Here is a 25,887-nt window from a genome sequence, read left to right as displayed (position 1 = left end):
AAATGCCTAGTTTTTATGAAAAACCGTTGTTTCGGTATCCCATCTATGCATTGATTGCATTGTCAATCATCATAATCCTCATCAGCATTTACTTTAACTGGCTGATAGGAGCCATCGGCGTTGTGCTGCTCGCCGTGATCCTGTTTTTCATTAAGCGTGCGGATTCTCTGATCAGAAAAGAAATTGACGATTATATCTCCACGTTATCGTATAGATTGAAAAAAGTAGGCGAAGAGGCATTAATGGAAATGCCTATCGGGATTATGCTGTTTAATGATCAATATTACATTGAGTGGGCGAATCCGTTTTTGTCTTCCTGTTTTAATGAAAGCACACTCGTCGGGCGCTCGCTGTATGACACATGCGAGGCCGTCGTGCCGCTGATCAAGCAGGAGGTCGATTCGGAAACGATCACCTTGAATGAGCGGAAGTTTAAAGTAGTGATTAAAAGAGATGAGCGCCTGCTCTATTTCTTTGATGTGACAGAACAGATTCAGATTGAAAAGCAGTACGAAAATGAGAGAACCGTGCTGGCATATATCTTTTTAGATAACTATGATGACGTCACACAGGGGCTGGATGACCAAACGAGAAGCACGATGAACAGCCAGGTCACCTCATTATTAAATGCGTGGGCGCAGGAGTACGGCATTTTCCTGAAACGGACGTCCTCTGAGCGGTTTATCGCGGTGTTAAATGAACACATTTTAACGGAGCTTGAAAACGCGAAATTTTCGATTTTGGATGAAATTCGAGAAAAAACATCCGTTCATACTGTATCTTTGACCCTCAGCATCGGGATCGGCGCATCGGTTTCTTCCTTGAAGGAGCTAGGAGATCTGGCGCAGTCCAGCCTCGATTTGGCTCTCGGCCGCGGAGGCGACCAAGTGGCGATCAAAATGCCGAACGGCAAGGTGAAATTTTACGGCGGCAAAACAAATCCGATGGAGAAACGCACAAGGGTGCGCGCCCGGGTGATTTCTCACGCGCTCAAGGAGATTGTCTCAGAAAGCAGCAATGTCATTATCATGGGGCACAAGTTTCCTGATATGGACGCAGTCGGAGCCGCAATCGGAATATTGAAGGTGGCGCAGGCCAACGGCAAAGAAGGCTACATCGTCATTGATCCGAACCAGATCGGATCAAGCGTTCAGCGCCTGATTGAAGAAATTAAAAAATATGAAGAGCTGTGGTCGCGGTTCATCACGCCGGAAGAGGCGATGGAAATTTCAAATGACGACACGCTGCTTGTCGTCGTTGATACACATAAACCGTCCCTTGTGATGGAAGAGCGTCTCATGAACAAAATCGAGCACATCGTTGTGATTGACCACCACCGCAGAGGCGAGGAATTTATTAAAGACCCGCTGCTCGTTTATATGGAGCCATACGCTTCATCCACCGCAGAACTCGTGACGGAGCTGCTTGAATACCAGCCGAAGCGGCTCAAAATCAATATGATTGAAGCGACGGCCCTGTTAGCTGGTATAATAGTGGATACGAAGAGTTTTTCCCTTCGCACGGGCTCGCGGACGTTCGACGCCGCTTCTTATTTGAGAGCGAAAGGCGCAGATACGGTTCTGGTGCAGAAAGTTCTCAAAGAATCCGTCGGTTCTTACATCAAGCGGGCGAAACTGATCCAGCATACGGCTCTTTATAAAGAACATATCGCGATTGCTTCTCTTCCTGAGAATGAAGAGGAGTACTTTGACCAGGTGCTGATTGCGCAGGCGGCTGATTCCCTCTTATCGATGAGTGAAGTGGAAGCTTCATTTGCGGTAGCCAGACGGGATGAGCATACGGTGTGCATCAGTGCGAGATCGCTGGGCGAGGTCAATGTGCAGATTATTATGGAGGCGCTGGATGGCGGAGGGCATTTAACCAATGCGGCAACCCAGTTATCGGGCATTTCTGTCTCAGAAGCGCTCGTCCGGCTGAAGGAAGCCATTGATGAATATTTTGAGGGAGGCGTTCAGAGATGAAGGTTATTTTCTTACAAGATGTAAAAGGTAAAGGAAAAAAAGGCGAAATGAAAAACGTAGCAGACGGTTATGCACATAACTTTCTCATTAAAAAAGGCCTCGCTGTCGAAGCAAATGCGACAAACATCAGCGCATTGAAAGGACAGAAAGAAAAAGAGAAAAAAGAAGCGATTGCCGAGCTTGAAAGAGCGAAAGATTTGAAAGGAACGCTTGAACAGCTGACTGTTGAGCTGAGTGCCAAATCCGGTGAAGGCGGCCGTCTGTTCGGATCTGTCACAAGCAAGCAGATTGCAGAAGCGCTGCAAAAAACGCATAAGATTAAAGTGGATAAACGGAAACTGGAGCTCCAAGACGGTATCCGCACACTGGGATATACAAACGTTCCTGTAAAGCTGCACCCTGAAGTTCAGGCTGTGCTGAAGGTTCACGTAAAAGAAGAAGCGTAATACACAATGAAAAACCCGCCGATCCGGCGGGTTTTTTTATGTCAGCAGACGGCGCAGCGCAAGAAAATGATGAGATTGTTTCATTTCCGATCGCTACCAGATTGCATATTATATTACATCATAACGAAGGATGTGTCGGTATGAAACGATTTTTTTCTGAAACATATTTTAATAATCCGGAGAATAAAAAGGCGCTGGAGCATTATCCGCTGATCGGAGACGGAAAAGACGGGGAAGTCTACCGCTTAACACACAACAAATGCATAAAATACTTCTTTGAAAAAGGGACATGCAAGAAGGAATTGGCGGCTTTAAAGACCGGACAAGGTTCCCCGGTGATTCCAAGACTGTATGAATACGGAGATCGTTATATTGTGATGGAATATGTCCAAGGCACCTCTCTTGCCCGCCATATCAGAAAAGAAAAATCTCTGTCCGTCAAACTGACTGCTGATATTTTAAATATGCTGGATGAATTAAAAAGAATCGGTTTTACCAGATGGGATGCCGAAATCAGGCACATTCTGATTAACGAACACGGAAATCTTAAGGTCATCGACCATAAAAGAGCTTTTTCCGCCATTACCCGGTTTCCCGTAAAACTATTAAAAGGACTGGACAAATACGGCTTGGCAGATGAGTTTTTGAACACTATAAAAAAAACAAATCCGTCACGTTACCTGGAATGGCAGCCGCACATGTAAGTTTCTGAAAATCCGCATATGTAAGTTTCCTTTTTTTAGGGTCGTCATATGATATTTGTAACATTTGTTTGGTGGAGTGTGGAAAAAATGGCAGAATACATTATGGTTATCGGCGCTCATCCCGATGATGAACTATTGGGAGCAGCGGGCACCATAAAACGGCTGATCAATGAAGGATATAAAGTGATTTCCATTATTACGGCATTAGGAAGAAAAGAAGAAGCTCATCATATTAAACAATTAGGCGAACGCGCGAATCAAGAGCTTGGAATTGAGAAAGTCATCTTTTTGGAGCATACGAATTTAGAGCTGGAATGTATCCCGCTTCATAAGCTTGTCAAAGAATTAGAGCAGCTCATTCGCGTCTATCAGCCTGATAAAATCTTTACACATCATTACGGCGATATCAATATGGACCACCAGAGAACATTCCAAGCAGTTTTAACAGCCGCCAGACCGCTTCCGAATCAAAAGCCTATCGAACTGCTTACGTTCGAAACGCTATCTTCAAGCGAGTGGGAGAGGAATACGGCTGATAAACTCTTCAAACCTAATTACTTCGTTAACATCACAGACACAATGGATGCCAAACTCGCGGCGCTTCACCACTATGACGTAGAAATGAGGGATTACCCTCATCCCCGTTCATATGAAGGCGTTAAACATTTAGGAAGAGTCAGAGGGATGACGGCGGGTGTGGAATACGCCGAAGCTTTTGAAGTCGTGCGGAGGATCTGGAAATGATCAAGACATTTTCCGTCCCGTATCCGTATATGGTTCAGACGCTTGACCGCTACTACGGGGTCAAAACGCGCCCTCAAAAAAAGGCGGCAGTAAAGACACAGTTGAAACATGAACATCATATTCCGCGGTTATACAGGAAAAAAAAGAAGTTATCCATTTTGATTGCCACGTTTTGGGACTACCCGCACACGGGCGGTTTATCAAACTATATTAAAACGCTTAGTGAAGGCCTGAAAAAGAGGGGTCATAAGGTCGATGTCATCTCCCCTAATCTGTTTCCGTCCGCACAGGTAAAAGAACTGCGGGCGGCTGTTGTTCCGAAGTTAAAAGATTTCTTTAAGGACAGATATGGGGATTATAACAATCATATTTTGAAAAATAATAGGCTGATGTTTATATACGAGCAAATGCTTCAAAAGATTCATTTGGAAAGATATGATGTGTTTCATGCTCAAGATTTATTTACAGCCAATATATTAGGCAGATTCAATCAAATCTATAAGAAACCTTTATTTTTCACACCGCATGGCATGTTTACTTTCAACAGACTTAAATTTCACATCTTTAAAAAAGGATCGATAGAAGAGTTTTATTATAAAAAACTAGAGATGAAAGCCATTGAATACGCAGATCGCCTGATTATTATCAGCGATACGTTCCGCAGCCCGCTCATGAAGCTCGGAGCCGAACAGGAAGACATGACAACGGTGATCACAGGAATCGATTACGATGCAAAAACAGGCGGGAAAAGAAAAATCCCGCTGCCGAAAAATAAGATCATCATCTCGTGTATTGCAAGATTAGGCCCGAGAAAAGGACATAATCATTTGCTTGACGCACTTTCACGAATTCCGTCTGATGTGCTTGAACATGTTCAAGTGCTGATCGCGGGCGACGGAGAGATGAGGAGCGCCTTAGAGGAACAGGCTCGAAAACTGAATCTATCTATGGTCTCCTTTTTAGGAAAAAGAGATGATGTTCCCGCTATTTTGAATATGACGGACATATTTGTACTGCCGACCATTAATGATAGTCTGCCCATCTCGATTATTGAAGCGATGTTCAGCGGCTCGGCTATCATCGCGACCGATTGCGGGGGTATTCCGGATCTGATCCGCCATAACAAAACGGGACTTATTGTCGAGCCGGGAAATGCAAAGGTTCTTGCCCGGGCTTTAGCGTTTTTTATCTCTAACAAATCTGCGCGGGAGAAGGCTGCTTCAAACGCAAAGGCCTACGCGGAGAAATATTTAAGCAGTGAGACGATGATAAAAAATATCGAATCGATTTATCAAAATACCAACAGCTCGGAGGGAGATCATGAAACATGAACATGCAGCCGTTGTACTTGATTTCAGTGCAAACGGGATTGGGATCATTCGCAGCCTGGCCCGAAGAGGAATCGATGTTTACGCGTTTGACACGGAGGGACCTTATCGTATCGGAAAATCAAGATTGGCAGATTGCGGGATATGTCCCAGCCCTTTAACACAAGAGGAAGAACTGCTGACATTTCTGACTGATTTCGGGAAGCGATTCCAAGCAAAGCCGGTTCTGTACGCAGGATCTGATGATTATGCGGGATTTATATCTAAATTCCGCGAGACATTAGCCGGTTTTTTTTTATTTTTGCTCCCGAGCCGCTCTCTGTTAGAAACGGTCTTAGATAAAAGCAAAGCATATGAATTAGCGGTCAAGCATAACATCCCCTGCCCGAAAACCTTTTTTCCGAACAACCGGGATGAGCTGGAAGAGGCCATCGCCAATATTGACTTCCCGTGTATTTTAAAACCGGTGGCCGGCCATGAATACAGAAAAAAAGTAAACAAAAAAGCAATTGTAATGAAGGATGCCGCACAATTGCGCAAGGAGTTCAGCTCCTACAGAGAAAATGGAGAACTGCTTGTGCAGGAGATCATCCCCGGAGACAACCAGTGTTTTTATAAAGTCGCCACTTTTTATGATGACCAAATGAAATTAATGGGCTTATTCTCTCTGCAAAAGAACCATCAATTCCCTGCTGATTTTGGCGCGGGGGCCCACGTCGTCAGCAAACGGCTTCCTGATTTAATCGAGAAGACCCTGCCGTTTTTTGAAGCGATTCAGCTGAAGGGAGTAGGCATGGCGGAATTTAAAAAGGATCCCCGAGACAATGTTTACAAGTTTATCGAAATTAATCCGCGCTTTTGGCTCAGCCATAGCCTGACAGAACCGGCAGGCATTCATTTCGTTTACATGTACTATCTGTATTTGACCGGACAACAGGTGAAGCCCCAGCTCGAACAAAAAGACGGAATCAATTGGATTTATGAGGTGCGTTACTTCTTAACGTTTTTGAAGAAACGAAAAAGAGGAGAAATGACGTTCCGGGATTTTTGGAAAGGATTTAAAGGAAAAAAAGAGTACGCTCTTTTTGCTTGGAATGACCCGATGCCATTTATCAGAAACACTTGGTCTCATCTCAAAAACAGCTGGAAACGGAAGCGGAAGGAAGATCGGCATGTATGAAAAGGATCTTTTGTATGACGCATTTCAAAAACTGAGAATTGACGAAAAACTGTCGTATTCGTTCGGTGAAAGGGCCGCGGTGAATCCGGTTGACATCACATGCCTGAAATCAACAGACAGAAGCGCCATTTATAAACTGTTTGTAAAGAAAAAATCCGGCATTGTTCCGCTGATATTGAAGGTGTATAAATCTTCCCGTGAAAAAAACAAGGTCGAGATTAATATATACGGGAAAGCCCGTTCTGTTTTAGGGGATTTGCTGCCGGACATCTATCTTATAGAAGAAAGTGACCATGAAACGTGGATATTTATGGAGTTTGTCAGCCAGATCAGAGGACAGCTTACATTTCATCCGAAGCATTTCAAGTATATTATTCCGTCTGTCGCAGAACTGCACAGCCGCACCTTTGAAAACAAGACTATTTCTGACGGTAAATGGCGGTCGTGGCTGCCGGTATACGAATCGGAAACCATGAGAAAAGGGCGTAAAAAGCAGATCAAAAAGACAGCGGAATTATTGGATAGAGCTCTTAAAGATGAGCGCACAAAGGATATCGTGAAGCCTCATTATCGGCAAATCACAAACTTGCTGGAGCAGGAGGAGCCGGATTTTTTCCCAGAATTGATCCAAAACGGCTCAGCCATCACACACGGTGATCTTCATATGCAGAATATCTGCACCCACGATGCGTCCGGACATGAACCGTGGGATATTCAATTCATCGATTGGGAATCCGCAAAGTACGCGCCGGTTTGGTTTGATATGACGGTGCTGGTTGAAATTCTGCTCGGCTTCAGAAAAGATTGGAGCCGGCACGCAGAAGATATTCGGACGTATTGCGTAAAAGTGTATACGAAAGAAATGAAAAAGCGGGGCATTCATTTTCAGACCCCTCCTATGACGCTTTATAAAATGGCTTATTTGCAGAGAACACTTGAGAAAGGGCTTCATACCCAATTGCGGAGAATCTTCGACAATCGGGGAGGAGAACTGTTGCCGTATCATGTTGACAAAGTGTCAAAATGGGGACGGGAATTAGGATTATAAGTTTAAGAGAGGGGGAGCGGATTTGAAAGAAGAGATCGGCAAGCCGAACGGTCTGGTGCCTCTTGCCTTATTGCGCGTCATGGATCAATTTTACGGGATCGAACATCAAAGTGAGCCGGAGATGCTGTATTCGTTCTGTGCGGAAGGAAAAAGCTCCCCCAAACGAAAAAAGCCATTGCGTATTCTGTACGCAACCTTTCTCCGTTACCCGAATGTCGGAGGACTGGCGAGTTATATCACGTCAATTAAGACGGGTTTTGAGCGCATCGGTCATCAGGCGGATGTCATCTCGCCGCTCCAAATGCCGCCAGCTTTTTTTCAGGAAGATATCCCGCGGGCCGCTGACGAGATCAGAGCGTTTCTTGTTGGCAGATACGGCGCCGCAAACGAAAAGTTTGTGAAGAATCTCAGCTATTTACATGTCTTTCAAAGATTTTTGAAGGAGAAAGACTTAGAACAATATGACCTGTTTCACGCGCAGGATTTATTTGCGGTATTTTTGCTGGGATACCTTAATCAAACGTATCGGCGTCCGCTTTTTTTTACGCCGCACGGACATTTTACGAAAAGCCGGATGAAGTTTCATAAAATCCAAAAGGGTTCAATAGAAGAGGCATATTTCAGTGAAATAGAAAGGCAGGGTATTCGGGCTTCGGATAAAATCATTACAATCAGCGACTCCTTTCACGAGCCCTTGCTGGAGTACGGAGCGAAGGAGGCTCAGCTGACGACTGTTCATACCGGCATTGACATCCGGGATGCACCCGAGCCAAAACGTGCTGAAAAGCTCGTGATTGCGTGCGTTTCCCGTCTGACCGAGCGAAAAGGACATGATGTGCTGCTGGACGCCCTCGCCCGCATCCGGCACCATTTATCCGGAGTGGATATATGGATCATCGGAGACGGAAACATGAAAGGGTTTCTGGAAGAGAAGAGACGGAAACTGGGCCTCTCAAATGTGTTTTTCCTCGGAAAACGACATGATGTGCCGGCGCTTTTGGCTGAATCATCTATATTTGTCCTGCCGACATTGAATGATAATTTCCCCATAGCGATCATCGAAGCGATGTTCTCAGGTCAAGCCATTGTCGCAACTGACTGCGGAGGAATCCCTGAGATGATCTGGCATGAGGACACAGGGCTTATCTGTCAGCCCGGCAACAGCCGCGAACTTGCTGATGCCCTCGTAATGCTGATTACGGATCAGTCTCTCAGGGAACGGCTTGGAAAAGAAGCGCGCTCCTATGCCGTCCGGCATCTGCGTCAGGAACTGATGGTTTCAAAAATAGAAAGGATTTATCAATCATTTTTCTGAATGATACCGGCGCCGCATGGCAGGTGCTTCAAGAGCAGAATAAAGAGGCCGGCGTTTAACTATCCAGCCTCTTTCCGAGCTGTTTTTTCATCTCATACAGAGTCCGCTGGCTTTGTCCGCCCGGGCCGCCTGTCATTCCTTGCCGGGCTGAGCTTGTTTTTCCGGTGCTGTATCGGTCAGCTGAGATTTTTGTGCCGTTCTTTTTAATCCATGAGACAAGCTTTGTGTTGCCTGAATTGTTTCCGGATTATAAGAAATAGTTCACTTTTCCTTCGTCAACAAGTTTTTTCAGCTGTGAGACGGTTTTACCGAAATTTTCTTCACGGAAAAAAGAGGCGGAAAGCCATCGCTTCCGCCTCCCGCACATATATATGAGAGAGCGGCCTTTATTTGTGATCGTTCTCTTTTTGGATTTCAGCTAATTTGGCAAGCAGAATGTGCTGAGGCATGTGCATGATTCTCTCAAGCGGCATATTCAGTGATTCTGCGAGCTTTTGCGCCGTTTCGGCGGAAATTTGCAGCGGTTTCATGTGATCACTCCTTCCGTTTCTTTATTGTACTAAAATCAGAAATCTATCGTAAGGGGATATGACAAAGGAATGGAGGTTTGAAAAGCGGGGCTTTATAACAGAATGGGGGAGGTTTTTTATGCAATCGCCATTGATGTTATTACAGCTGAAGCTGGCTGATTATCAGAAAAAAGCCGCAGAACTGCGGACAATTGACGAATTTATCATACTGAAACAGACATTGCAGGACATGATGAAAGTATTCGCCGCCTTTGAAGAATGGGAGCTGTATCAAAAAACGGCCGATCTCATGGCGCAGACGGTGCTGCACATCCGTTTCATCGAATAAGGAAAAGCCCTCGCTCGGGCGAAGGCTTTTCTTAAAAGGACCGTTCTTCTTCAATGTTTTTATGCTGATCATAAATGACAAGCTTAGACGGGCTGTTCTCTTTCGCCGTCTGCTCCGCTTTCTCGATCGCCGCGTCCTTTGATGTATAAAGAGCCGTCGGCGCCACATTTTCCACCTTCACAAACCATCCGTCCGCATCAACACTGGGTGTTACAGCATATGTTTTCATCCTTCTTACCTCCCGGTTTCGATTTATTTATTTGTTTCCCGGCATTCGGAACGGCAAAACACATAACCCTCTCCTCCAAATACAGGGAAAGTGATATTTTTCTATTCTTTTTCATGAGAAATGGTAAAATGGAGTTTGGATATTTTTTAAGGAGAGGACGGTGCTTAGCATGACAGACCTTCTGAATGATCGGCTGCCGCCGCAAAACATAGAAGCTGAGCAGGCCGTGTTAGGTGCTGTTTTTTTACAGCCGTCTGCGTTGACACTGGCTTCTGAAGTGTTGATTCCGGATGATTTCTACAGAATGTCACATCAAAAAATTTACAATGCCATGCTCGTGCTCGGAGACCGCGGTGAACCGGTTGATTTGGTCACGGTAACGTCAGAGCTTGCGAATACCGATTTGTTAGAAGAGGTGGGCGGCGTTTCTTACCTGACGGATATCGCGAATTCCGTTCCGACAGCGGCTAATATAGAATATTACGCGAAAATCGTTGAGGAAAAATCCATTCTCCGCCGTTTAATCAGAACGGCGACCTCGATCGCTCAAGACGGGTATACGCGCGAGGATGAAGTTGAAGATTTATTAAGCGATGCGGAAAAAACGATTATGGAGGTCGCGCAGCGAAAAAATTCGGGCGCCTTCCAAAATATTAAAGACGTGCTTGTGCAAACATACGACAACATTGAGCAGCTTCACAACCGGAAAGGCGATATAACCGGGATTCCGACCGGCTTTATCGAGCTTGACCGGATGACGGCGGGTTTTCAGCGGAATGATTTGATCATTGTCGCAGCCCGTCCGTCCGTGGGGAAAACGGCGTTTGCCTTAAATATTGCGCAAAACGTGGCCACCAAAACGGATGAGAGCGTCGCGATATTCAGTCTTGAGATGGGTGCCGAGCAGCTTGTCATGCGTATGCTCTGCGCTGAAGGGAATATTAACGCCCAAAATCTCAGAACGGGTAATCTGACGGAAGAAGATTGGGGCAAGCTGACGATGGCGATGGGAAGCCTGTCAAACAGCGGTATCTTTATAGATGACACCCCCGGCATCCGCGTCAGCGAAATCCGTTCAAAATGCCGCAGGCTGAAGCAGGAGAACGGATTGGGCATGATTTTAATTGACTACCTGCAGCTCATTCAGGGAAGCGGCCGTTCGAGCGACAACCGTCAGCAAGAGGTATCGGAAATTTCACGGGCGCTAAAAGCGCTGGCGCGGGAGCTCGAAGTCCCGGTCATCGCCCTGTCTCAGCTCTCCCGGGGTGTTGAGCAACGGCAGGATAAACGTCCGATGATGTCAGATATCCGTGAGTCGGGAAGTATTGAGCAGGATGCCGACATCGTCGCCTTCCTGTATCGTGATGATTACTATGATAAAGAATCCGAAAACAAAAACATCATCGAAATCATTATTGCCAAACAGCGTAACGGCCCGGTGGGCACCGTCTCACTGGCTTTTGTGAAAGAATACAATAAGTTCGTAAACCTGGAAAGGCGCTTTGATGACGGCGGTGTTCCGGCAGGTGCGTAAAGCCTCAAGCAATGTCTTGAGGCTTTTTTTCATCCGAAAGAATGAGAGAATGCCGTCCGTTCGGCAGACGAAAAAAAGAAAGCGCTTTTATATAATGGCATTAAGGGAGGGATGATGATGACAATTGAATTTCCGCAATTCCAAGCGGCGCAAATCCGGATTGCCCGGCCGACCGGACAGCTCAAAGAAATCATCAGGTTTTATGAAGAAGGCCTCGGATTGAAGAGAATCGGCAGTTTTTCCGGACATGAGGGCTACAGCGGCGTCATGTTCGGCCTGCCGCATACGCAATATCACTTAGAATTCACCGAAGAAACCGGCTCGTCTCAGCCGGCGCCCGTTCCGCACGGCGACAGCCTGCTTGTCTTTTACATCCCTGATCAGCAGGAGGTCATTCGCATCAGCACGAAATTAAAGCAGATGGGATATGAGGAGAAAGAATCCGAAAATCCGTACTGGGAAGAAAAAGGCGTGACCATCGAAGATCCTGACGGCTGGCGGATCGTCCTGATGAATACAAGCGGAATATAAATGACTGTCTGAAGAACCTGGGATACGGGTTCTTTTTCATGTTAAAGTATGAAAGTTTCGGGAGTAATAGATAGCAAATGAAAGAGAAAACGCTTTTAATCAGGTTTAAGGCGAACAAATATAGAATAATAAGATTTAAACGTTCGGATTTACGATTGACTTTCTGTTTCTGCACTGATACACTTAATTTGTTTGAATGAGATATCGTTTTGAAAGGTTAACGGAGGTGCACGGATATATGTCTTCAGTAGTCGTAGTAGGTACGCAGTGGGGCGATGAAGGAAAAGGTAAAATTACAGATTTCCTATCAGAAAATGCAGAAGTGATCGCACGTTATCAAGGCGGAAACAATGCAGGACATACCATCAAGTTTGATGGCGTCACGTACAAGCTTCATTTAATCCCATCAGGAATTTTTTATAAAGAAAAAGCGTGTGTCATCGGGAACGGAATGGTTGTTGATCCGAAAGCGCTCGTAACGGAGCTTGCGTATCTTCATGAGCGCAATGTGAGCACGGATAACTTGAGAATCAGCAACAGAGCCCACGTCATTCTTCCATACCATCTGAAACTGGATGAAGTAGAGGAAGAACGCAAAGGGGCCAACAAGATCGGCACAACGAAAAAAGGCATCGGACCTGCTTATATGGACAAAGCGGCGCGGATCGGCATCCGGATCGCAGACCTGCTAGATCGTGACGTGTTTGCAGAAAAGCTTGAACGGAACCTTGAAGAGAAAAACCGTCTGCTGGAAAAAATGTATGAAACGGAAGGCTTCAAAATTGAAGATATTCTGGATGAGTATTATGAATACGGCCAGCAGATTAAAAAGTATGTATGCGATACATCCGTCGTTCTGAATGACGCGCTGGATGAAGGCCGCCGCGTTTTATTTGAAGGCGCTCAAGGGGTTATGCTTGATATCGACCAAGGGACATACCCGTTTGTCACTTCATCCAATCCGGTCGCCGGAGGGGTGACGATCGGTTCAGGCGTAGGCCCGACAAAAATCCAGCACGTCGTCGGCGTATCTAAAGCGTACACAACCCGTGTCGGTGACGGTCCTTTCCCGACTGAGCTGAAAGATGAAATCGGAGATCAAATCCGTGAAGTCGGACGCGAATACGGCACAACGACAGGACGCCCTCGCCGTGTCGGCTGGTTTGACAGCGTTGTTGTCCGCCACGCCCGCCGCGTCAGCGGAATCACAGATCTTTCTTTGAACTCAATTGATGTGCTGACTGGCATTGAAACGCTGAAGATCTGTGTCGCTTACCGCTACAAAGGTGAAGTGATTGAAGAATTCCCGGCAAGCCTGAAAGCCCTCGCTGAGTGTGAACCGGTATATGAAGAAATGCCTGGCTGGACGGAAGATATCACAGGCGCAAAAACATTGAGCGATCTTCCTGAAAATGCGCGCCATTATTTGGAACGCGTATCTCAGCTGACAGGTATTCCGCTTTCTATTTTCTCTGTCGGTCCCGACCGTTCACAAACGAACGTCATCCGCAGCGTATACCGCGCTAACTAAGAATTTGCAGCAAACAAGCCTCCGGTCATGGAGGCTTGTTTTTTATGTAGGAAAAAAATAATAGATTTTTTTCAAAAAAGTAGTTGCCACTTTCGAATGTTCTATGATATTATAAATCTCGTTGTTACGGAACAGCTTCAATAGAGTACTGCAAGAAAGCTTTTGTCTCAATGCTCTATGATACATAATCCGACACATCAAGAGCCATTAGCTCAGTTGGTAGAGCATCTGACTTTTAATCAGAGGGTCGAAGGTTCGAGTCCTTCATGGCTCACCACTTTTTATGGCCCGTTGGTCAAGCGGTTAAGACACCGCCCTTTCACGGCGGTAACACGGGTTCGAATCCCGTACGGGTCATTGATTTACTTTAGCGTTATTGCTAACTCCTTATTTGTCCTCGGAGGGCCGCCACGATACGGTTCTCCGGACAAATTACTGTAAGGTCCGGTAGTTCAGTTGGTTAGAATGCCTGCCTGTCACGCAGGAGGTCGCGGGTTCGAGTCCCGTCCGGACCGCCATTTTACTTTACTTTATAGTATAGAAAAGAAACATCTGGCTCGGTAGCTCAGTTGGTAGAGCAACGGACTGAAAATCCGTGTGTCGGCGGTTCGATTCCGTCCCGAGCCACTTACCCAAACGCATCTGCAATAGTAGGTGCGTTTTTTCTTTGTTATAAAAAAGGGAGAGCCGGCTTTTCAGCCGGCCCAGAAGAAGACGTCAAACAATAGACGGCGTTTATTTTCGTGAGGTTTCAAAAAAATATTATTTTTTAAAAGAAAATAAAAAACATGACAAAAGGATGGCAGTTCAATACGTTTTTGCGCTGTTCTCTTTAATTTTTTTATCTTTTGACCTGAAACCGTTATAATAGACGGGGAACGTTTTTCACGATGCGAATTGTGATCATCATGAAACATCAATAGATGAAATGAAGTCATTCTGGCAGGAGGAAAATCAAGATGATGGATAAGAAAATCCTTGTAGTCGATGATGAAAAACCGATTGCAGATATATTAGAGTTTAATTTAAGAAAAGAAGGCTATGACGTGCATTGTGCGTACGACGGAAACGAAGCCGTGGAAATGGTGGAGGAGCTTCAGCCTGATTTAATTCTTTTAGATATTATGCTTCCGAATAAAGACGGAGTTGAAGTGTGCCGGGAAGTCCGGAAAAAATATGATATGCCGATTATTATGCTGACGGCAAAAGACTCGGAGATTGACAAGGTCATCGGGCTTGAAATCGGAGCGGATGACTATGTCACGAAGCCTTTCAGCACGCGTGAGCTTCTGGCCCGCGTCAAAGCGAACCTGCGCCGCCAGCTTACAGTTGCGCCGGCTGAGGAAGAATCAGCTTCTAATGACATTCATATCGGTTCTCTCGTCATCTTCCCTGACGCTTATGTCGTATCAAAAAGAGAAGAAACGATCGAGCTGACTCATCGTGAGTTTGAATTGCTTCATTACTTAGCCAAACATATCGGACAGGTTATGACGCGTGAGCATCTGCTGCAGACTGTGTGGGGCTATGACTATTTCGGTGACGTGAGAACGGTGGATGTAACAGTGCGCCGTCTCCGTGAGAAAATCGAGGATAATCCGAGCCATCCGAACTGGATCGTCACAAGACGGGGTGTCGGTTATTACTTGAGAAATCCTGAACAGGACTAACCGGCGATGAATAAGGTTGGTTTTTTTCGGTCGATTCAGTTTAAGATCACGCTGATCTATGTGCTTCTCATTATCATCGCCATGCAGATTATCGGCGTGTACTTTGTGAAACAGGTGGAGAATTCTCTTCTCAAGTCCTATGAATTATCGTTAAATCAGCGGATTGACAATCTATCCTATTATATTGAGCAGGAATATAAAGGAGATAATGACAGCACCGTCATTAAAGATGACGTCAAACGGATTTTGAATGATTTTACGAAAAACAATGAAATACGGGAGATTACATTTGTTGATAAAAGCTATGAGGTCGTCGGTTCTTCGAGGCCTTATGGCGAGGAAATAGCGGGGAAACAGACGACTGACCCGATTTTTAAACGGATTTTCTCAACAAAACAGGCCTATTCAAAAAAATATTATGATCCTAAAAGCAAAAACAGAGTGCTGATTTCAGCAAAACCTGTCGTCACAGAGAATCAAGAAGTTGTCGGCGCGATTTATGTCGTGGCCAGTATGGAAGATACCTTTAACCAGATGAAAACCGTCAACTCGATTCTTGCTTCAGGAACAGGCTTAGCCCTTGTTCTGACGGCCCTTCTCGGTATTTTTCTCGCCCGCACCATCACCCATCCGCTGTCGGATATGCGTAAGCAGGCGATGGAACTGGCAAAAGGGAATTTCTCAAGAAAGGTGCGGAAATACGGGCATGATGAAATCGGTCAGCTCGCAACGACGTTCAACCATCTGACGAGAGAGCTTGAAGATGCCCAAGCCATGACAGAAGGGGAGAGAAGAAAGCTTTCTTCCGTTATCGCGTATATGACGGACGGTGTCATCGCTACGAATCGCAACGGGGCTATTATTCTTTTAAACAGCCCTGCGCTTGAGCTGCTGAATGTTTCACGTGAAACGGCTTTAGAGATGCCGATTACGTCTTTATTGGGCATAAAAGAGAACTTTACATTTGAGGATTTAGTAGAACAGCAGGATTCAATGCTGCTGGAGATCGAACGTGACGATGAAACGACTGTACTGCGGGTGAATTTTTCCGTTATTCAGAGAGAGCACGGAAAAATCGACGGTTTAATCGCGGTTCTTTATGATGTCACCGAACAGGAAAAACTCGATCGGGAACGCAGAGAGTTCGTTGCCAACGTGTCTCATGAGCTGCGGACACCGCTGACGACCATGCGAAGCTATTTAGAGGCGCTTGCGGAAGGCGCGTGGGAAAACAAAGATATCGCTCCGCGTTTCTTAATGGTGACCCAAAATGAGACTGAGCGCATGATCAGATTGGTGAACGACCTGCTTCAGCTTTCTAAATTCGACAGCAAAGATTATCAGTTTAATCGGGAGTGGATTCATATGATCCGCTTTATGTCACTGATTATCGATCGTTTTGAAATGACGAAAGAACAGCATGTCGAATTTATCCGCGAGCTTCCGGACAGAAATCTGTACGTGGAGATTGATCAGGATAAAGTGACGCAGGTTCTCGATAATATCATTTCTAACGCACTGAAATACTCACCGGAAGGCGGGCATGTCACTTTCTCAGTCGATGTGAACGAGAAAGAAGAGCTGCTTTATATCAGCGTAAAAGATGAAGGTATCGGCATTCCGAAAAAAGATGTGGAAAAAGTCTTTGACCGTTTCTACAGAGTGGATAAAGCGCGCACGAGAAAACTCGGCGGCACCGGGCTCGGCCTTGCGATTGCAAAAGAGATGGTTCAGGCGCACGGCGGAGACATTTGGGCCGACAGTGTAGAAGGCAAAGGAACGAAGATTACATTTACTCTTCCATATAAAGAAGAGCAAGAGGATGATTGGGATGAGGCGTGAAAATATAAAAACAGTCATACTGTCAGTGCTGGTCGTCATTAGTCTTGTTTTAACATGGGGAATTTGGACATTCCAGCCCAATTTTTCAGAAGGCACGGCCTCAACCAAATCGACTGTCCGGGAAAAGCATAAAATTGATAAAACGAGCCAAAAAGTGTCGCAAACGGTAAAACCCCGGGATATGTTTATTCATACAAACGGCTCTCATTATAAAGTGGATGATGAGACGCTCTTTAATGACCTGTGGGCGGATTTGCCGCAATGGGAAGTAAAAGGGATGAAGGATATTTCCGATCAATACGACAAGCTCGGTTTTAAAAATTGGCTTTACGGCAGAAACGGCAATTCGGCAAAGCTCGATCTGCAATTCAATGACACCATTCCGATTGATTTCTTCCAATCGATGTTTAAATGGTCAAATCCGTCAATGGAATACAGCTCATTTGACCATATTGTTATTCCGTTTAATGAGAATAAGACGAATAAGAAGATTTACATGGTCTCATACAGCAAGCAGCTGATTTTGGAAGTGACTGTGGAATCGGCGAATTACCGCAATCTGATGAATGAGCTGTACAGCAAAAAGTCGAGTATGCCGTTATACCACCTCTATTCGGTCGGAAAAAGCAAAGAATTTCTCATGCCGAATGCGCGGTTTAATATGAAGGAAAAAGAATTTATCACTGAAACCATTAAGACGAACCTGTTTAAGCAGACGCTTTTTAATGATCCGAGCACGGTCAGAGAGGACCCGAATTACAATCGGAATGTGCTGACTGACGGAATCAGCCGTCTGGAAATCAATTCGACACAGCGGCAGATTCAATTCCAGCATCGGAACCTGGCACAAAGCGCTTCTTACCAAACGGGTGAGCTGATTAAGAAAAGCTATAAATATTTAGAGGATACGGGAAGCTGGACGGATCATTATCAATTTTTTAATGTGAGTGATAACCAGCAGCTGAGTTTCTACATGTTTAAAGACCAAATGCCTGTGATCAACAGCACGTCTAAGCCTTTCGGATCCGGCCCTGTTTTGACCCTGCAATGGGCCAATGACGAGGTTCTCAGCTACAAGCGGCCGAACTATGTTCTCGGGCCGAATCCGATTAAAACAAAAGACGTAAAAATGATGAACGGCAATGAGGTTGTGTCTCTGCTGGAGCAGCAGGATAAATACGACGTGAACAAAATCGACCAGATCTTCCTGTCCTATCAAATGGTCTCTTCGTCAACGAATGATCTTGTTGAGCTGGAACCCGTCTGGAGTATGAAAATCAACGGGAAGATCGTCCCGATTACGAAAGATCTGCTGGGGAAGGAGGAGGACGATAATGGAGTGGAATAAGACAAAAACGATCTTCATCATTGCCTTCCTCATCCTCGATATTTTTCTCGGCTATCAGTTTTTTGAAAAACGCTCGAGCAGTGAATACGAAGTGATTAAAAATTCAAACGTGGAAAAAGACATGGAGATGGACCATATCACATTCGGCAACCTGTCTTCTGATTCCGCGACGGGCTACCGGCTGACGGCGGGCCAAAAGGTATTTACCGCTGAAGATATTGATGCTTTGAAGGATCAAAAGCCGTTAATGGAGATGCCGGCGGATGATCATAAGGTCACAACGCTGAAAATGAAATTTACCGATCCGGTCGGTTTATCGAAGCAAAAACCGCAGGAGGATGCGGAATCGCTCGTCAGCTCTAAAGTAACCGGCGGTGAAAAATATAAACTGTGGAAAGTCGACAAGGATCAAAAACAGATCATTTTTTACCAGACGTATGACGGACAGTTTATTTATCAGGATTTTGACTCGTCCACGGATGCGATCGGACAGGTGATTCTGCATCTGAACGATAAAAACCAGGTCGTATCTTACGAGCAGACCATGCTGGAGTCATTCAAGCGAATCCAGACGGAGAGCCTGATTCCTGAGCTTGATGCGGTCGAATTATTGTATTCTCAAAATTACTTAAAAGCGAATTGCGCCGTTAAAAGCGTCAAGTTCGGCTATATTGCCCAATACCCGCTGACAAGTACGCAGGTGCTGGCGCCGGTATGGAGAATTACAATTGAAGATAAGTCAAAAGGGACGAAGAAAAAGACACAGCAAACGTACACTGTGAATGCATTGGAAAGCACAGTCATTGATAACAATCAAAATAAATAATGGAGTGAGACACAATGGGCTTGCAATTTAGCGTGCTTGCGAGCGGGAGTACCGGAAACGCGTTTTATCTGGAGACAGAGGAGCACTCTTTTCTGGTGGATGCCGGCCTGAGCGGTAAAGCGATGGACGGGCTGATGGAGAGAATCGGCCGTAAGATAGACGACGTCGACGGCATCTTTGTCACTCACGAGCACAGCGACCATATTAAAGGGCTCGGCGTCATTGCGAGAAAGTACGGTCTACCCGTCTACGCCAATGAAAAGACGTGGAAAGCGATGGAGAATCAGATCGGCAAGCTGGATACCGGACAAAAGTTTTTGTTCCCGATGGAAAGCGTGAAATCTTTCGGCGGGCTTGATGTTGAGTCATTCGGCGTCTCTCATGACGCGGCCGAGCCGATGTTTTACGTTTTCCACTACCAAGGCAGAAAGCTCGCGCTGATGACGGACACCGGATATGTGAGCGACAGAATGAAAGGCATCATCCGTTCGGCCAATGTGTTTGTGTTTGAAAGCAACCATGACGTCGGCATGCTGCAAATGGGCAGATACCCTTGGAGCATTAAGCGGCGGATTTTAAGCGATGTCGGCCACGTCTCGAATGAAGATGCGGCGCTCGCCATGACTGATGTCATCGGCGACGGCACATCGCGCATCTATTTGGCGCATCTGAGCCAAGACAACAATATGAAGGAACTGGCGAGAATGTCCGTGCAGCAGACATTGGCTGCGAAAGGATTTGTCGCCGGGGAAACGTTTCAGTTATTTGATACCGATCCGAAAATTCCGACGCCGCTGTGCGCCGTGTAATTTTTCCAAATGAATCATGATTATTAATCCGCGATCTGACCCACACTATAAGCAAATCGAGTACTCTTGAAAGGATTTGAGATAGGGTGGATTATAATCGCGATGATGAACAGTACGCCTCCGAACAGCCCCGCCGCAGCAAGAGAGGATACTTTCTATCAAGTCTGATCGGCGTCATCGTCGGGGCCGCGCTCATGGCTTTCCTGCTGCCGTACTGGACAGGCGGAGACCATGGAGACAGCAGCAAAAGCACCAGCCGGCGTCTCGGCAGCGAACAGGTGAAAACAGTCAACGTAAATGTCAATGACGCTGTCACGAATATGGTCAGCCGTGTATCAGATTCGGTAGTCGGCGTTCTCAATATCCAAAAGACCGATATTTGGGGAGAGGGCGGCGAAGCGGGAAGCGGGTCGGGCGTCATTTATAAAAAGAACGGAAACACTTCTTATATCGTAACCAATCACCATGTCATTGAAGGTGCGACTGAGATTGAGATCAGCCTGAAGGATGGCTCGCGCGTGCCTGCTGAGCTGATCGGGAGCGACCGTCTGATGGATCTCGCGGTACTGAAGGTGAAGTCTGATAAAATCAAATCGGCCGCCCAGTTCGGCAATTCTGATCAAGTCAAAGTCGGAGAACCGGTCATTGCGATCGGAAATCCGCTCGGACTTGAATTTGCGGGTTCAGTGACACAGGGGATCATTTCAGGCACGGAAAGGGCGGTGCCTGTTGACTCAAACGGCGACGGACATCCGGATTGGAATGCGGAAGTGCTGCAGACCGACGCCGCGATTAATCCCGGCAACAGCGGCGGCGCTTTGATGAATATATCGGGCAAGGTGGTCGGCATCAACTCAATGAAGATCGCTGAATCCGCCGTTGAAGGAATCGGCCTGTCCATTCCGTCAAAGCTTGTCATTCCCGTTATTCAGGATTTAGAAAAATACGGAGAAGTCCGACGGCCTTTCCTCGGTATTGAGATGAAATCCTTAACGGATATTGCGAGCTACCATTGGAGCCAGACGCTGAAACTCCCGAAAGGCGTTAAAACCGGGGCGGTCATTATGGGTGTCGACGCGTTTTCACCGGCCGGAAAAGCGGGTTTGAAAAAGCTCGACGTGATCACCGGGTTCGACGGACATAAGGTCAATGACGTTGTGGATCTCCGCGAGCGCCTGTATCGCAAAAAGATCGGCGACCGTGTGAACATCACGTTCTACCGTTCGGGAAAGAAAAGAACAGCGGAAGTCAAACTGACCGAAGCGGATCGATTACAGAAATAAAAAAGCAGCCCGGATGTCCGGGCTGCTTTTTATTGATTTATTTGTTAATATTATACTATTGTGAAGCGGGGAGGTGAAACACATGAAAACGGCTGATGTGATCATCGTATTGAATGAAATCGAGGGTGAATGTGAAGGAAGAATTATTTTAGAATGCAGAATTTAAGAAAATGAAACACGTCATATCAAACGTCCTTTTTCAGGGGCGCTTTTTTTATGCCTTTTTTCAGAAGATATAAAAAAGAACTGAACGCGGGTCTCAACACGTTCAGTTAAAAATGGATAAGTTTAGAAAAAGGCAGACAATTGAAACAGACTGGTGCTGAATTGAAGCGGCAGCTTATTGATTATGATTTGCAGATGGCTCCGTTTTCAGCGTTTACTTTCACCAATTCAGCTTAGCTTCCGTTTTGTTTCTGATAAAAGCGAATAATAGAAGGGGAAGCGAAAAAAATAAACACAGGCTGATACATCTAAGGAGAGACTGCATCATGAATAAGTTGAAAGGCATCAAGCTGCTGAGTGCAGACGGCGAGTCTGCACTCATTGATTCTTTAACGATGGGGCTTCATCACGGAACGGTCCTCGGGGAAAACAATATCGTCGAGGCATACATCCGTTCTTTGCGCGAAAAGCTGAAGGACAAAGAGCACAAGGTGATTCGCACGGTTCGGGGCGCCGGGTACAGGGTGGATCTGGCATGAAACGGCTTTACAGAACCCTGCGGTTCCAGCTCCTGTTCAGGTCACTGGCGATGTTGACCTTGCTGTTATGTTTCATCGGCGGCACACAGTACATGTTGATGAAACGGACGATGTATGAAAATCAGGCGATCAGCATTCAGAGTGATATCAATTCAATGGATCAAAGCGTATGGAGGTCAATCAAAACCCTTGCCCGTTCCGAAACACCGGCTCATCCGAAGGTGATTTACCCCGGGGTGACGGTTGCTTTTATCAATCAATCATACAAGATGTCAGTTTTATCAGAAGACCCGCACGCGGGGGCCGCTCCTTCTTTTCCGAAAAACGTGTATCGGGATGCGCTGACAAATACAATGGCGCTTCACTACCAGGTGGCTCACAATAAGGCGGGTGAGGAAATCATCGTCGTGTTTAAGGCGATTTCCGTTGACGGAAGGCAGGCGGGAGTTGTGCAGATGAGCACGCTGACCCAGCCTCTGAATGATTCGCTGTTCCGCCAGATCAGCATTTTCGCGGTGCTTTCCTTTGCGGCTTTGGTCATCGGACTGTTTGTTTTTTTGCCGGTGATCCGGCTCACACTCAAGCCGCTGTCCCGCATTGTGCATATGATGGGTGACATTCATGCCGGCAGTCTCGATAAACGGCTGCCGATTGATAGGAAGCAGGCCGAAATTGAGTCATTGGGCATCTCCATCAATCAGATGCTGGAACGGATTGAAACCGCGTTTCAGGCGGAAAAAGAAGCGAAGGAGCGTATCCGGCAGTTTGTATCAGACGCATCACATGAGCTGAGAACACCGCTTACCTCCATTCACGGCTTTATCGAAATTTTAATGCGCGGGGCGGCGGAAAAGCCGGAGCAGAAAGAAAAAGCGCTTCAAAGCATGTACGCGGAATCCGCCAGGGCGAATAAGCTGATAGAGGATCTTTTGTTTCTCGCGAAGATTGACCGGGTTCCGAGCTTTGAAATGAAAAAAGGCGCATTGGGAGACGTCATTTTGGAAATGGAGGCTGAGCTGAAGCTGCTCGCGAGAAACCGGAAACTCGAGTTCTTTGTCGATCAAAAGATAGAAGCCGTTTTTGACAAAGACAAAATGAAGCAGGCCATTCTCAATCTCTTTTACAATGCGGTGCAGCATACGGATGAAGACACGGGTGTCATCACCGTCTCCCTGCAGAAAGACGGGGGAATCATGCTTATGATTGCGGATAACGGAACGGGAATCGCTCCGGAGCATGTGCCTCATGTGTTTGACCGGTTTTACAGGGCGGAAACCTCCCGATCCCGTCAATCCGGCGGCACGGGGCTGGGTCTTGCCATTACAAAAACCATTATCGACAGCCATAACGGAACAATTGAAGTGAAAAGTGAGCAGGGAAAAGGCTCCGTGTTCATCATCCGGCTGCCGGGATAAACCGGGATGCCGGAAGAAATATCACAATTTATATATAAATTCTAAATTTTCAAAAAATAACTTGTCCTTTTCCAATATTGATGATAATATCTAGTTATTGGTAAAGGGGGTGTGTACTGATGAAGATTGAAGAACTTGATCTTGATACAGAAACAGCAAGCTTGGTGCAGCGTTGCTAGTAAAGCCGTGACTCCCCTCATTGGGGAGTTATTATCTTTCAGGGGGTATGTCATGATGTCAACGGACTGTAAGCGCTGGAAGTTTAAAGACAGCGTGCAGGTGCTGACCTACACGGCGCATATTATCATTCAATATCGAAAGGCGATTAAGCTTGGGCATACGAGTGAGATAAAAGAGGCGGTTGAACGGCTGATCACCGGCTGTGAAAAACAAGAGCTTTCTGATCTTCTGGGAGAGGAAGCGGGAAACCGGTTTTTCGATGCGTTAATGAAATTGGATGCTTTAATAGAGCCATGGCAAAACGGCCGTGAAGGCTGCATCACTGAAAAGCAGCTGTACCATTTTGAGAAATACAACCAAAACCCCAATCTGATCCAAAACAGATTAGACGGCAGCAGGGCAGCGATCGTGGGTCTGGGGGGCGTCGGAACGATCATTCTTCAAAACCTTTTGGCGGCGGGCATGCAGCATTTTATTCTCATTGATTTCGATGCCGTATCAGTACATAACCTGAACAGACAATTCGTCTATAATAAATCTTCTGTAGGCAAATTAAAGGTCTCAGAATGCAGAGATTATATTGCGGGTATCAATCCCCATGCGGACGCAGCACTTTACCATCAGGAAATAACACAGCCGCAGGACCTGCGTGTGTTAGATCCGTACGAAATTGATATCGTCATAAATGCCGCTGACAAACCCCATAACATTTCTGAATGGGTTTATCAGTATTGTAAGCAGCGGAATATCGCGTTTATGACCGGGGGTGTCGGCAGCTTCAGCGGCCAATGGGGGCCTCTGCTCACGCCTGAATCCTATCAATCCGGCGTCACCTATGAAAAAAGCATGCCGGCCGGACTTCTGAACTGTTACCCCGATGAACCGATCAAAGGTTCTTTAGGAGCGACAAACGGTATTATATCCTCGTTTATGTCTCATGACATTATCACATACCTTGCAGGCGGAAGCCCGAAATCCCTGAATACCCGCATCGGCTTGGACTTTGACGGCCTTCATATTACAGAAACGAAGCTATCTCAAAAGGAAAGCGCTTTATGAAGACGATGCATCGTACGGCGAGAAAACCGGGCGACCCTCTGAAAATAGAAATCGACACAAGCCCGATACGCTTGAACCCATTAGATACGCAGGATTACACAAGCAAGATGATTTGCAGCATTATGTATGAAAGTCTGCAGGACGGCTATAACTGCCGAATCATCCGCAAAGATCGCCGCACCTGTCAGGTGGACATTCACCCAGACTATTTAGGTGACGCCGAGGGTGTGGTTCAAACGATCATCTATCATCTGACGAAAGAAAACCAAAGTCCCCATCTCGGCAGTTTCCTGAACATAAAACAGGCCGTTCCGTATGTAAAAGGCCTCGTCTCTTCCGATCAGCTCGGGGTGAACGTAACGGGTGAAAAACGATTTGAAGTCACCTTGGACGAGCCGTCTGATGAAATAGAAGCCGTTTTGCAGAGCAGCTTTCTGATTCCGGGAACCGCCGGGGGCGATGTGCCGGAAAACGGCCCGTACCGATTCAAGCGTACGTTTGAGAAAGGGCTGGAATTTGAGCGGAATCCGCAATATAAAATGACGCCCGCGGATCACCGCACGGTTCAGACCATCCAATTTATTTTGAATGATGATCTGGAAAAAAGCATCGGGCTGTACGAAGCGAATCAGACCGATGTGACCTGCCACACCCAGTTTCATCATTCCAACATGAGGTATCGGCAGTATGCTGATTTTAAAGAAAATCATTTGCCGATGTTATTTACCTTCAAGGTAAAGGACGGCATGCTGAGATCTTTCATTCAGCATTATTTTGATAAACAAAAGCTGGCCGGGGATTTGGGGCATATCATCACACCAACTGATTCACTGATCGGTATATGGGAAAGCGGGCGGACACCGCAGAAAGATCCGCCCCTTTTGACAAAAGGAGAGCCGATCCGAATTGTTTATGCCGATTATTATCCCAACGGAGAGATCATTGAAAGGCTGGCTGAATTGTTTCGGCGGGCCGGAGCGGACGTATCCGTCTCCCGCGTCAGTCATTTCAATGATTATTACCATATGGATAAAAGCGGGTTTGATATTGAGCTCCATTTGTTCCTGCCGGCTTACATGCATGAGCTGAGCTATATCAAATATTTCATCCGCGACATCAGCGATCCGGGGAAGAAAAAAACGATCATTGATGCCATAGGATCTGAAAAAAAGAAGGAACTTTTTGGGTTATTCGAGAATACAACTCATTATTGCCCAATTTGTTTTGGGAAAAGTCTGTATCTGCAAGATCCATGTATAGAGGGTTTTAGTGTAAAGACTGACGGGCTCCTTTCTGTTCATGATGTTAAATGCAGATAGCT

At 46.2% G+C, this 25,887-nt stretch carries 24 protein-coding genes, 4 tRNA genes and 1 pseudogene; 26 read left to right on the top strand and 3 right to left on the bottom strand.

Annotated elements, in window-relative coordinates; all coding sequences use genetic code 11:
• Window positions 1-2 precede the first annotated feature (2 nt).
• The 8 genes from OWN49_RS09770 to OWN49_RS09735 all read left to right on the top strand — a co-directional run bounded on the left by OWN49_RS09770 (window position 3) and on the right by OWN49_RS09735 (window position 8,747).
• Window positions 3-1,982 carry a DHH family phosphoesterase gene (locus OWN49_RS09770; protein WP_014306180.1) on the top strand — a complete coding sequence of 660 codons (1,980 nt, stop codon included), beginning with the start codon at window positions 3-5 and terminating at the stop codon, window positions 1,980-1,982.
• Window positions 1,979-2,428 (top strand): 50S ribosomal protein L9, encoded by a 450-nt coding sequence (gene rplI / locus OWN49_RS09765; RefSeq protein ID WP_172615119.1) that lies wholly within the window; start codon window positions 1,979-1,981, stop codon window positions 2,426-2,428. The genes OWN49_RS09770 and rplI overlap by 4 nt, the downstream gene beginning before the upstream one ends.
• 140 nt (window positions 2,429-2,568) lie before the next feature.
• The gene (locus OWN49_RS09760; RefSeq protein ID WP_245133888.1) at window positions 2,569-3,132 is read left to right on the top strand and encodes a kinase; all 564 of its coding nucleotides are present in this window, start codon (window positions 2,569-2,571) and stop codon (window positions 3,130-3,132) included.
• Between the two features lie 87 nt (window positions 3,133-3,219).
• Window positions 3,220-3,876 carry a PIG-L deacetylase family protein gene (locus OWN49_RS09755; RefSeq protein ID WP_004393067.1) on the top strand — a complete coding sequence of 219 codons (657 nt, stop codon included), beginning with the start codon at window positions 3,220-3,222 and terminating at the stop codon, window positions 3,874-3,876.
• A complete protein-coding gene (locus tag OWN49_RS09750) occupies window positions 3,873-5,207 on the top strand; it encodes a glycosyltransferase family 4 protein (RefSeq protein WP_102422131.1) in 1,335 nt (444 codons plus the stop codon). The genes OWN49_RS09755 and OWN49_RS09750 overlap by 4 nt, the downstream gene beginning before the upstream one ends.
• A complete protein-coding gene (locus tag OWN49_RS09745; RefSeq protein ID WP_070082660.1) occupies window positions 5,197-6,384 on the top strand; it encodes a carboxylate--amine ligase in 1,188 nt (395 codons plus the stop codon). The genes OWN49_RS09750 and OWN49_RS09745 overlap by 11 nt, the downstream gene beginning before the upstream one ends.
• The gene (locus OWN49_RS09740) at window positions 6,377-7,432 is read left to right on the top strand and encodes a phosphotransferase (RefSeq protein WP_167860577.1); all 1,056 of its coding nucleotides are present in this window, start codon (window positions 6,377-6,379) and stop codon (window positions 7,430-7,432) included. The genes OWN49_RS09745 and OWN49_RS09740 overlap by 8 nt, the downstream gene beginning before the upstream one ends.
• Window positions 7,433-7,454: 22 nt before the next feature.
• Window positions 7,455-8,747, top strand: coding sequence for a glycosyltransferase family 4 protein (locus tag OWN49_RS09735; protein WP_176283636.1), 1,293 nt, complete (start codon window positions 7,455-7,457; stop codon window positions 8,745-8,747).
• A gap of 55 nt (window positions 8,748-8,802) precedes the next feature.
• Here OWN49_RS09735 and OWN49_RS09730 read toward each other — a convergent pair.
• Both OWN49_RS09730 and OWN49_RS09725 read right to left on the bottom strand, forming a co-directional pair.
• Window positions 8,803-9,051, bottom strand: a pseudogene (locus OWN49_RS09730) (mannosyltransferase); the annotation flags it as partial.
• An 82-nt stretch (window positions 9,052-9,133) separates the two neighbouring features.
• Complete coding sequence (locus OWN49_RS09725; protein WP_014306172.1) at window positions 9,134-9,277, bottom strand: YycC family protein; 144 nt, start codon at window positions 9,275-9,277, stop codon at window positions 9,134-9,136.
• 118 nt (window positions 9,278-9,395) lie between these two features.
• Here OWN49_RS09725 and OWN49_RS09720 point away from each other — a divergent pair, with 118 nt between their 5' ends.
• Entirely contained in the window at window positions 9,396-9,605 is a 210-nt protein-coding gene (locus OWN49_RS09720; RefSeq protein WP_014306171.1) for a hypothetical protein, read from the top strand.
• 31 nt (window positions 9,606-9,636) lie between these two features.
• Here the strand turns inward: OWN49_RS09720 and OWN49_RS09715 are convergent, their stop codons facing one another.
• Entirely contained in the window at window positions 9,637-9,834 is a 198-nt protein-coding gene (locus tag OWN49_RS09715) for a DUF2188 domain-containing protein (RefSeq protein WP_007407900.1), read from the bottom strand.
• 169 nt (window positions 9,835-10,003) lie between these two features.
• Between OWN49_RS09715 and dnaB the strand changes: the two genes are divergently transcribed.
• From dnaB to OWN49_RS09630, 17 genes are all read left to right on the top strand, one after another.
• Window positions 10,004-11,368: a replicative DNA helicase gene (gene dnaB, locus OWN49_RS09710; RefSeq protein WP_004393100.1), complete on the top strand. Its 1,365-nt coding sequence runs from the start codon at window positions 10,004-10,006 to the stop codon at window positions 11,366-11,368.
• A gap of 117 nt (window positions 11,369-11,485) precedes the next feature.
• Window positions 11,486-11,899, top strand: coding sequence for a VOC family protein (locus tag OWN49_RS09705; RefSeq protein ID WP_070082656.1), 414 nt, complete (start codon window positions 11,486-11,488; stop codon window positions 11,897-11,899).
• 238 nt (window positions 11,900-12,137) lie between these two features.
• Window positions 12,138-13,430: an adenylosuccinate synthase gene (gene purA, locus OWN49_RS09700; RefSeq protein WP_004393102.1), complete on the top strand. Its 1,293-nt coding sequence runs from the start codon at window positions 12,138-12,140 to the stop codon at window positions 13,428-13,430.
• Window positions 13,431-13,631: 201 nt separating this feature from the next.
• Window positions 13,632-13,707 (top strand) — tRNA-Lys (locus tag OWN49_RS09695).
• Between the two features lie 8 nt (window positions 13,708-13,715).
• Window positions 13,716-13,787 (top strand) — tRNA-Glu (locus OWN49_RS09690).
• 84 nt (window positions 13,788-13,871) lie between these two features.
• Window positions 13,872-13,948 (top strand) — tRNA-Asp (locus OWN49_RS09685).
• 36 nt (window positions 13,949-13,984) lie between these two features.
• Window positions 13,985-14,057, top strand: a tRNA-Phe gene (locus OWN49_RS09680).
• 335 nt (window positions 14,058-14,392) lie between these two features.
• Entirely contained in the window at window positions 14,393-15,100 is a 708-nt protein-coding gene (gene walR, locus OWN49_RS09675; protein ID WP_004393104.1) for a cell wall metabolism DNA-binding response regulator WalR, read from the top strand.
• A gap of 6 nt (window positions 15,101-15,106) precedes the next feature.
• Window positions 15,107-16,942 carry a cell wall metabolism sensor histidine kinase WalK gene (gene walK / locus OWN49_RS09670; protein WP_004393106.1) on the top strand — a complete coding sequence of 612 codons (1,836 nt, stop codon included), beginning with the start codon at window positions 15,107-15,109 and terminating at the stop codon, window positions 16,940-16,942.
• Window positions 16,932-18,290: a two-component system activity regulator YycH gene (yycH, locus tag OWN49_RS09665; RefSeq protein WP_004393107.1), complete on the top strand. Its 1,359-nt coding sequence runs from the start codon at window positions 16,932-16,934 to the stop codon at window positions 18,288-18,290. Before walK ends, yycH begins: the two co-directional genes overlap by 11 nt.
• Window positions 18,277-19,116, top strand: a complete 840-nt coding sequence (locus OWN49_RS09660) for a two-component system regulatory protein YycI (RefSeq protein WP_004393108.1) — start codon at window positions 18,277-18,279, stop codon at window positions 19,114-19,116. The genes yycH and OWN49_RS09660 overlap by 14 nt, the downstream gene beginning before the upstream one ends.
• Before the next feature lie 14 nt (window positions 19,117-19,130).
• Window positions 19,131-19,925: an MBL fold metallo-hydrolase gene (locus tag OWN49_RS09655; protein WP_004393110.1), complete on the top strand. Its 795-nt coding sequence runs from the start codon at window positions 19,131-19,133 to the stop codon at window positions 19,923-19,925.
• A gap of 86 nt (window positions 19,926-20,011) precedes the next feature.
• Entirely contained in the window at window positions 20,012-21,208 is a 1,197-nt protein-coding gene (locus OWN49_RS09650) for a S1C family serine protease (RefSeq protein ID WP_176283635.1), read from the top strand.
• A gap of 491 nt (window positions 21,209-21,699) precedes the next feature.
• Window positions 21,700-21,912: a winged helix-turn-helix domain-containing protein gene (locus tag OWN49_RS09645; RefSeq protein WP_176283634.1), complete on the top strand. Its 213-nt coding sequence runs from the start codon at window positions 21,700-21,702 to the stop codon at window positions 21,910-21,912.
• The gene (locus OWN49_RS09640) at window positions 21,909-23,327 is read left to right on the top strand and encodes a sensor histidine kinase (protein WP_176283633.1); all 1,419 of its coding nucleotides are present in this window, start codon (window positions 21,909-21,911) and stop codon (window positions 23,325-23,327) included. Before OWN49_RS09645 ends, OWN49_RS09640 begins: the two co-directional genes overlap by 4 nt.
• A gap of 231 nt (window positions 23,328-23,558) precedes the next feature.
• Window positions 23,559-24,566, top strand: a complete 1,008-nt coding sequence (locus OWN49_RS09635; protein ID WP_176283632.1) for a ThiF family adenylyltransferase — start codon at window positions 23,559-23,561, stop codon at window positions 24,564-24,566.
• The gene (locus OWN49_RS09630) at window positions 24,563-25,885 is read left to right on the top strand and encodes an ABC transporter substrate-binding protein (protein WP_176283631.1); all 1,323 of its coding nucleotides are present in this window, start codon (window positions 24,563-24,565) and stop codon (window positions 25,883-25,885) included. Before OWN49_RS09635 ends, OWN49_RS09630 begins: the two co-directional genes overlap by 4 nt.
• Window positions 25,886-25,887 lie beyond the last annotated feature (2 nt).

Origin of the sequence: Bacillus sp. NEAU-242-2, assembly GCF_027853835.1 — a bacterium.
Taxonomy (GTDB): domain Bacteria; phylum Bacillota; class Bacilli; order Bacillales; family Bacillaceae; genus Bacillus; species Bacillus velezensis.
Note: the sequence above shows the minus strand (reverse complement) of the source record. Positions and strands in the feature narration are given on the sequence as shown.

Excerpts from the sequence above, each read along its gene's own strand:
- OWN49_RS09770 (WP_014306180.1), top strand. The coding sequence starts at position 3 with ATGCCTAGTTTTTATGAAAAACCGTTGTTTCGGTATCCCATCTATGCA.
- rplI (WP_172615119.1), top strand. The coding sequence starts at position 1,979 with ATGAAGGTTATTTTCTTACAAGATGTAAAAGGTAAAGGAAAAAAAGGC.
- OWN49_RS09760 (WP_245133888.1), top strand. The coding sequence starts at position 2,569 with ATGAAACGATTTTTTTCTGAAACATATTTTAATAATCCGGAGAATAAA.
- OWN49_RS09755 (WP_004393067.1), top strand. The coding sequence starts at position 3,220 with ATGGCAGAATACATTATGGTTATCGGCGCTCATCCCGATGATGAACTA.
- OWN49_RS09750 (WP_102422131.1), top strand. The coding sequence starts at position 3,873 with ATGATCAAGACATTTTCCGTCCCGTATCCGTATATGGTTCAGACGCTT.
- OWN49_RS09745 (WP_070082660.1), top strand. The coding sequence starts at position 5,197 with ATGAAACATGAACATGCAGCCGTTGTACTTGATTTCAGTGCAAACGGG.
- OWN49_RS09740 (WP_167860577.1), top strand. The coding sequence starts at position 6,377 with ATGTATGAAAAGGATCTTTTGTATGACGCATTTCAAAAACTGAGAATT.
- OWN49_RS09725 (WP_014306172.1), bottom strand. The coding sequence starts at position 9,277 with ATGAAACCGCTGCAAATTTCCGCCGAAACGGCGCAAAAGCTCGCAGAA.
- OWN49_RS09720 (WP_014306171.1), top strand. The coding sequence starts at position 9,396 with ATGCAATCGCCATTGATGTTATTACAGCTGAAGCTGGCTGATTATCAG.
- OWN49_RS09715 (WP_007407900.1), bottom strand. The coding sequence starts at position 9,834 with ATGAAAACATATGCTGTAACACCCAGTGTTGATGCGGACGGATGGTTT.
- dnaB (WP_004393100.1), top strand. The coding sequence starts at position 10,004 with ATGACAGACCTTCTGAATGATCGGCTGCCGCCGCAAAACATAGAAGCT.
- OWN49_RS09705 (WP_070082656.1), top strand. The coding sequence starts at position 11,486 with ATGACAATTGAATTTCCGCAATTCCAAGCGGCGCAAATCCGGATTGCC.
- purA (WP_004393102.1), top strand. The coding sequence starts at position 12,138 with ATGTCTTCAGTAGTCGTAGTAGGTACGCAGTGGGGCGATGAAGGAAAA.
- walR (WP_004393104.1), top strand. The coding sequence starts at position 14,393 with ATGGATAAGAAAATCCTTGTAGTCGATGATGAAAAACCGATTGCAGAT.
- walK (WP_004393106.1), top strand. The coding sequence starts at position 15,107 with ATGAATAAGGTTGGTTTTTTTCGGTCGATTCAGTTTAAGATCACGCTG.
- yycH (WP_004393107.1), top strand. The coding sequence starts at position 16,932 with ATGAGGCGTGAAAATATAAAAACAGTCATACTGTCAGTGCTGGTCGTC.
- OWN49_RS09660 (WP_004393108.1), top strand. The coding sequence starts at position 18,277 with ATGGAGTGGAATAAGACAAAAACGATCTTCATCATTGCCTTCCTCATC.
- OWN49_RS09655 (WP_004393110.1), top strand. The coding sequence starts at position 19,131 with ATGGGCTTGCAATTTAGCGTGCTTGCGAGCGGGAGTACCGGAAACGCG.
- OWN49_RS09645 (WP_176283634.1), top strand. The coding sequence starts at position 21,700 with ATGAATAAGTTGAAAGGCATCAAGCTGCTGAGTGCAGACGGCGAGTCT.
- OWN49_RS09640 (WP_176283633.1), top strand. The coding sequence starts at position 21,909 with ATGAAACGGCTTTACAGAACCCTGCGGTTCCAGCTCCTGTTCAGGTCA.
- OWN49_RS09635 (WP_176283632.1), top strand. The coding sequence starts at position 23,559 with ATGATGTCAACGGACTGTAAGCGCTGGAAGTTTAAAGACAGCGTGCAG.
- OWN49_RS09630 (WP_176283631.1), top strand. The coding sequence starts at position 24,563 with ATGAAGACGATGCATCGTACGGCGAGAAAACCGGGCGACCCTCTGAAA.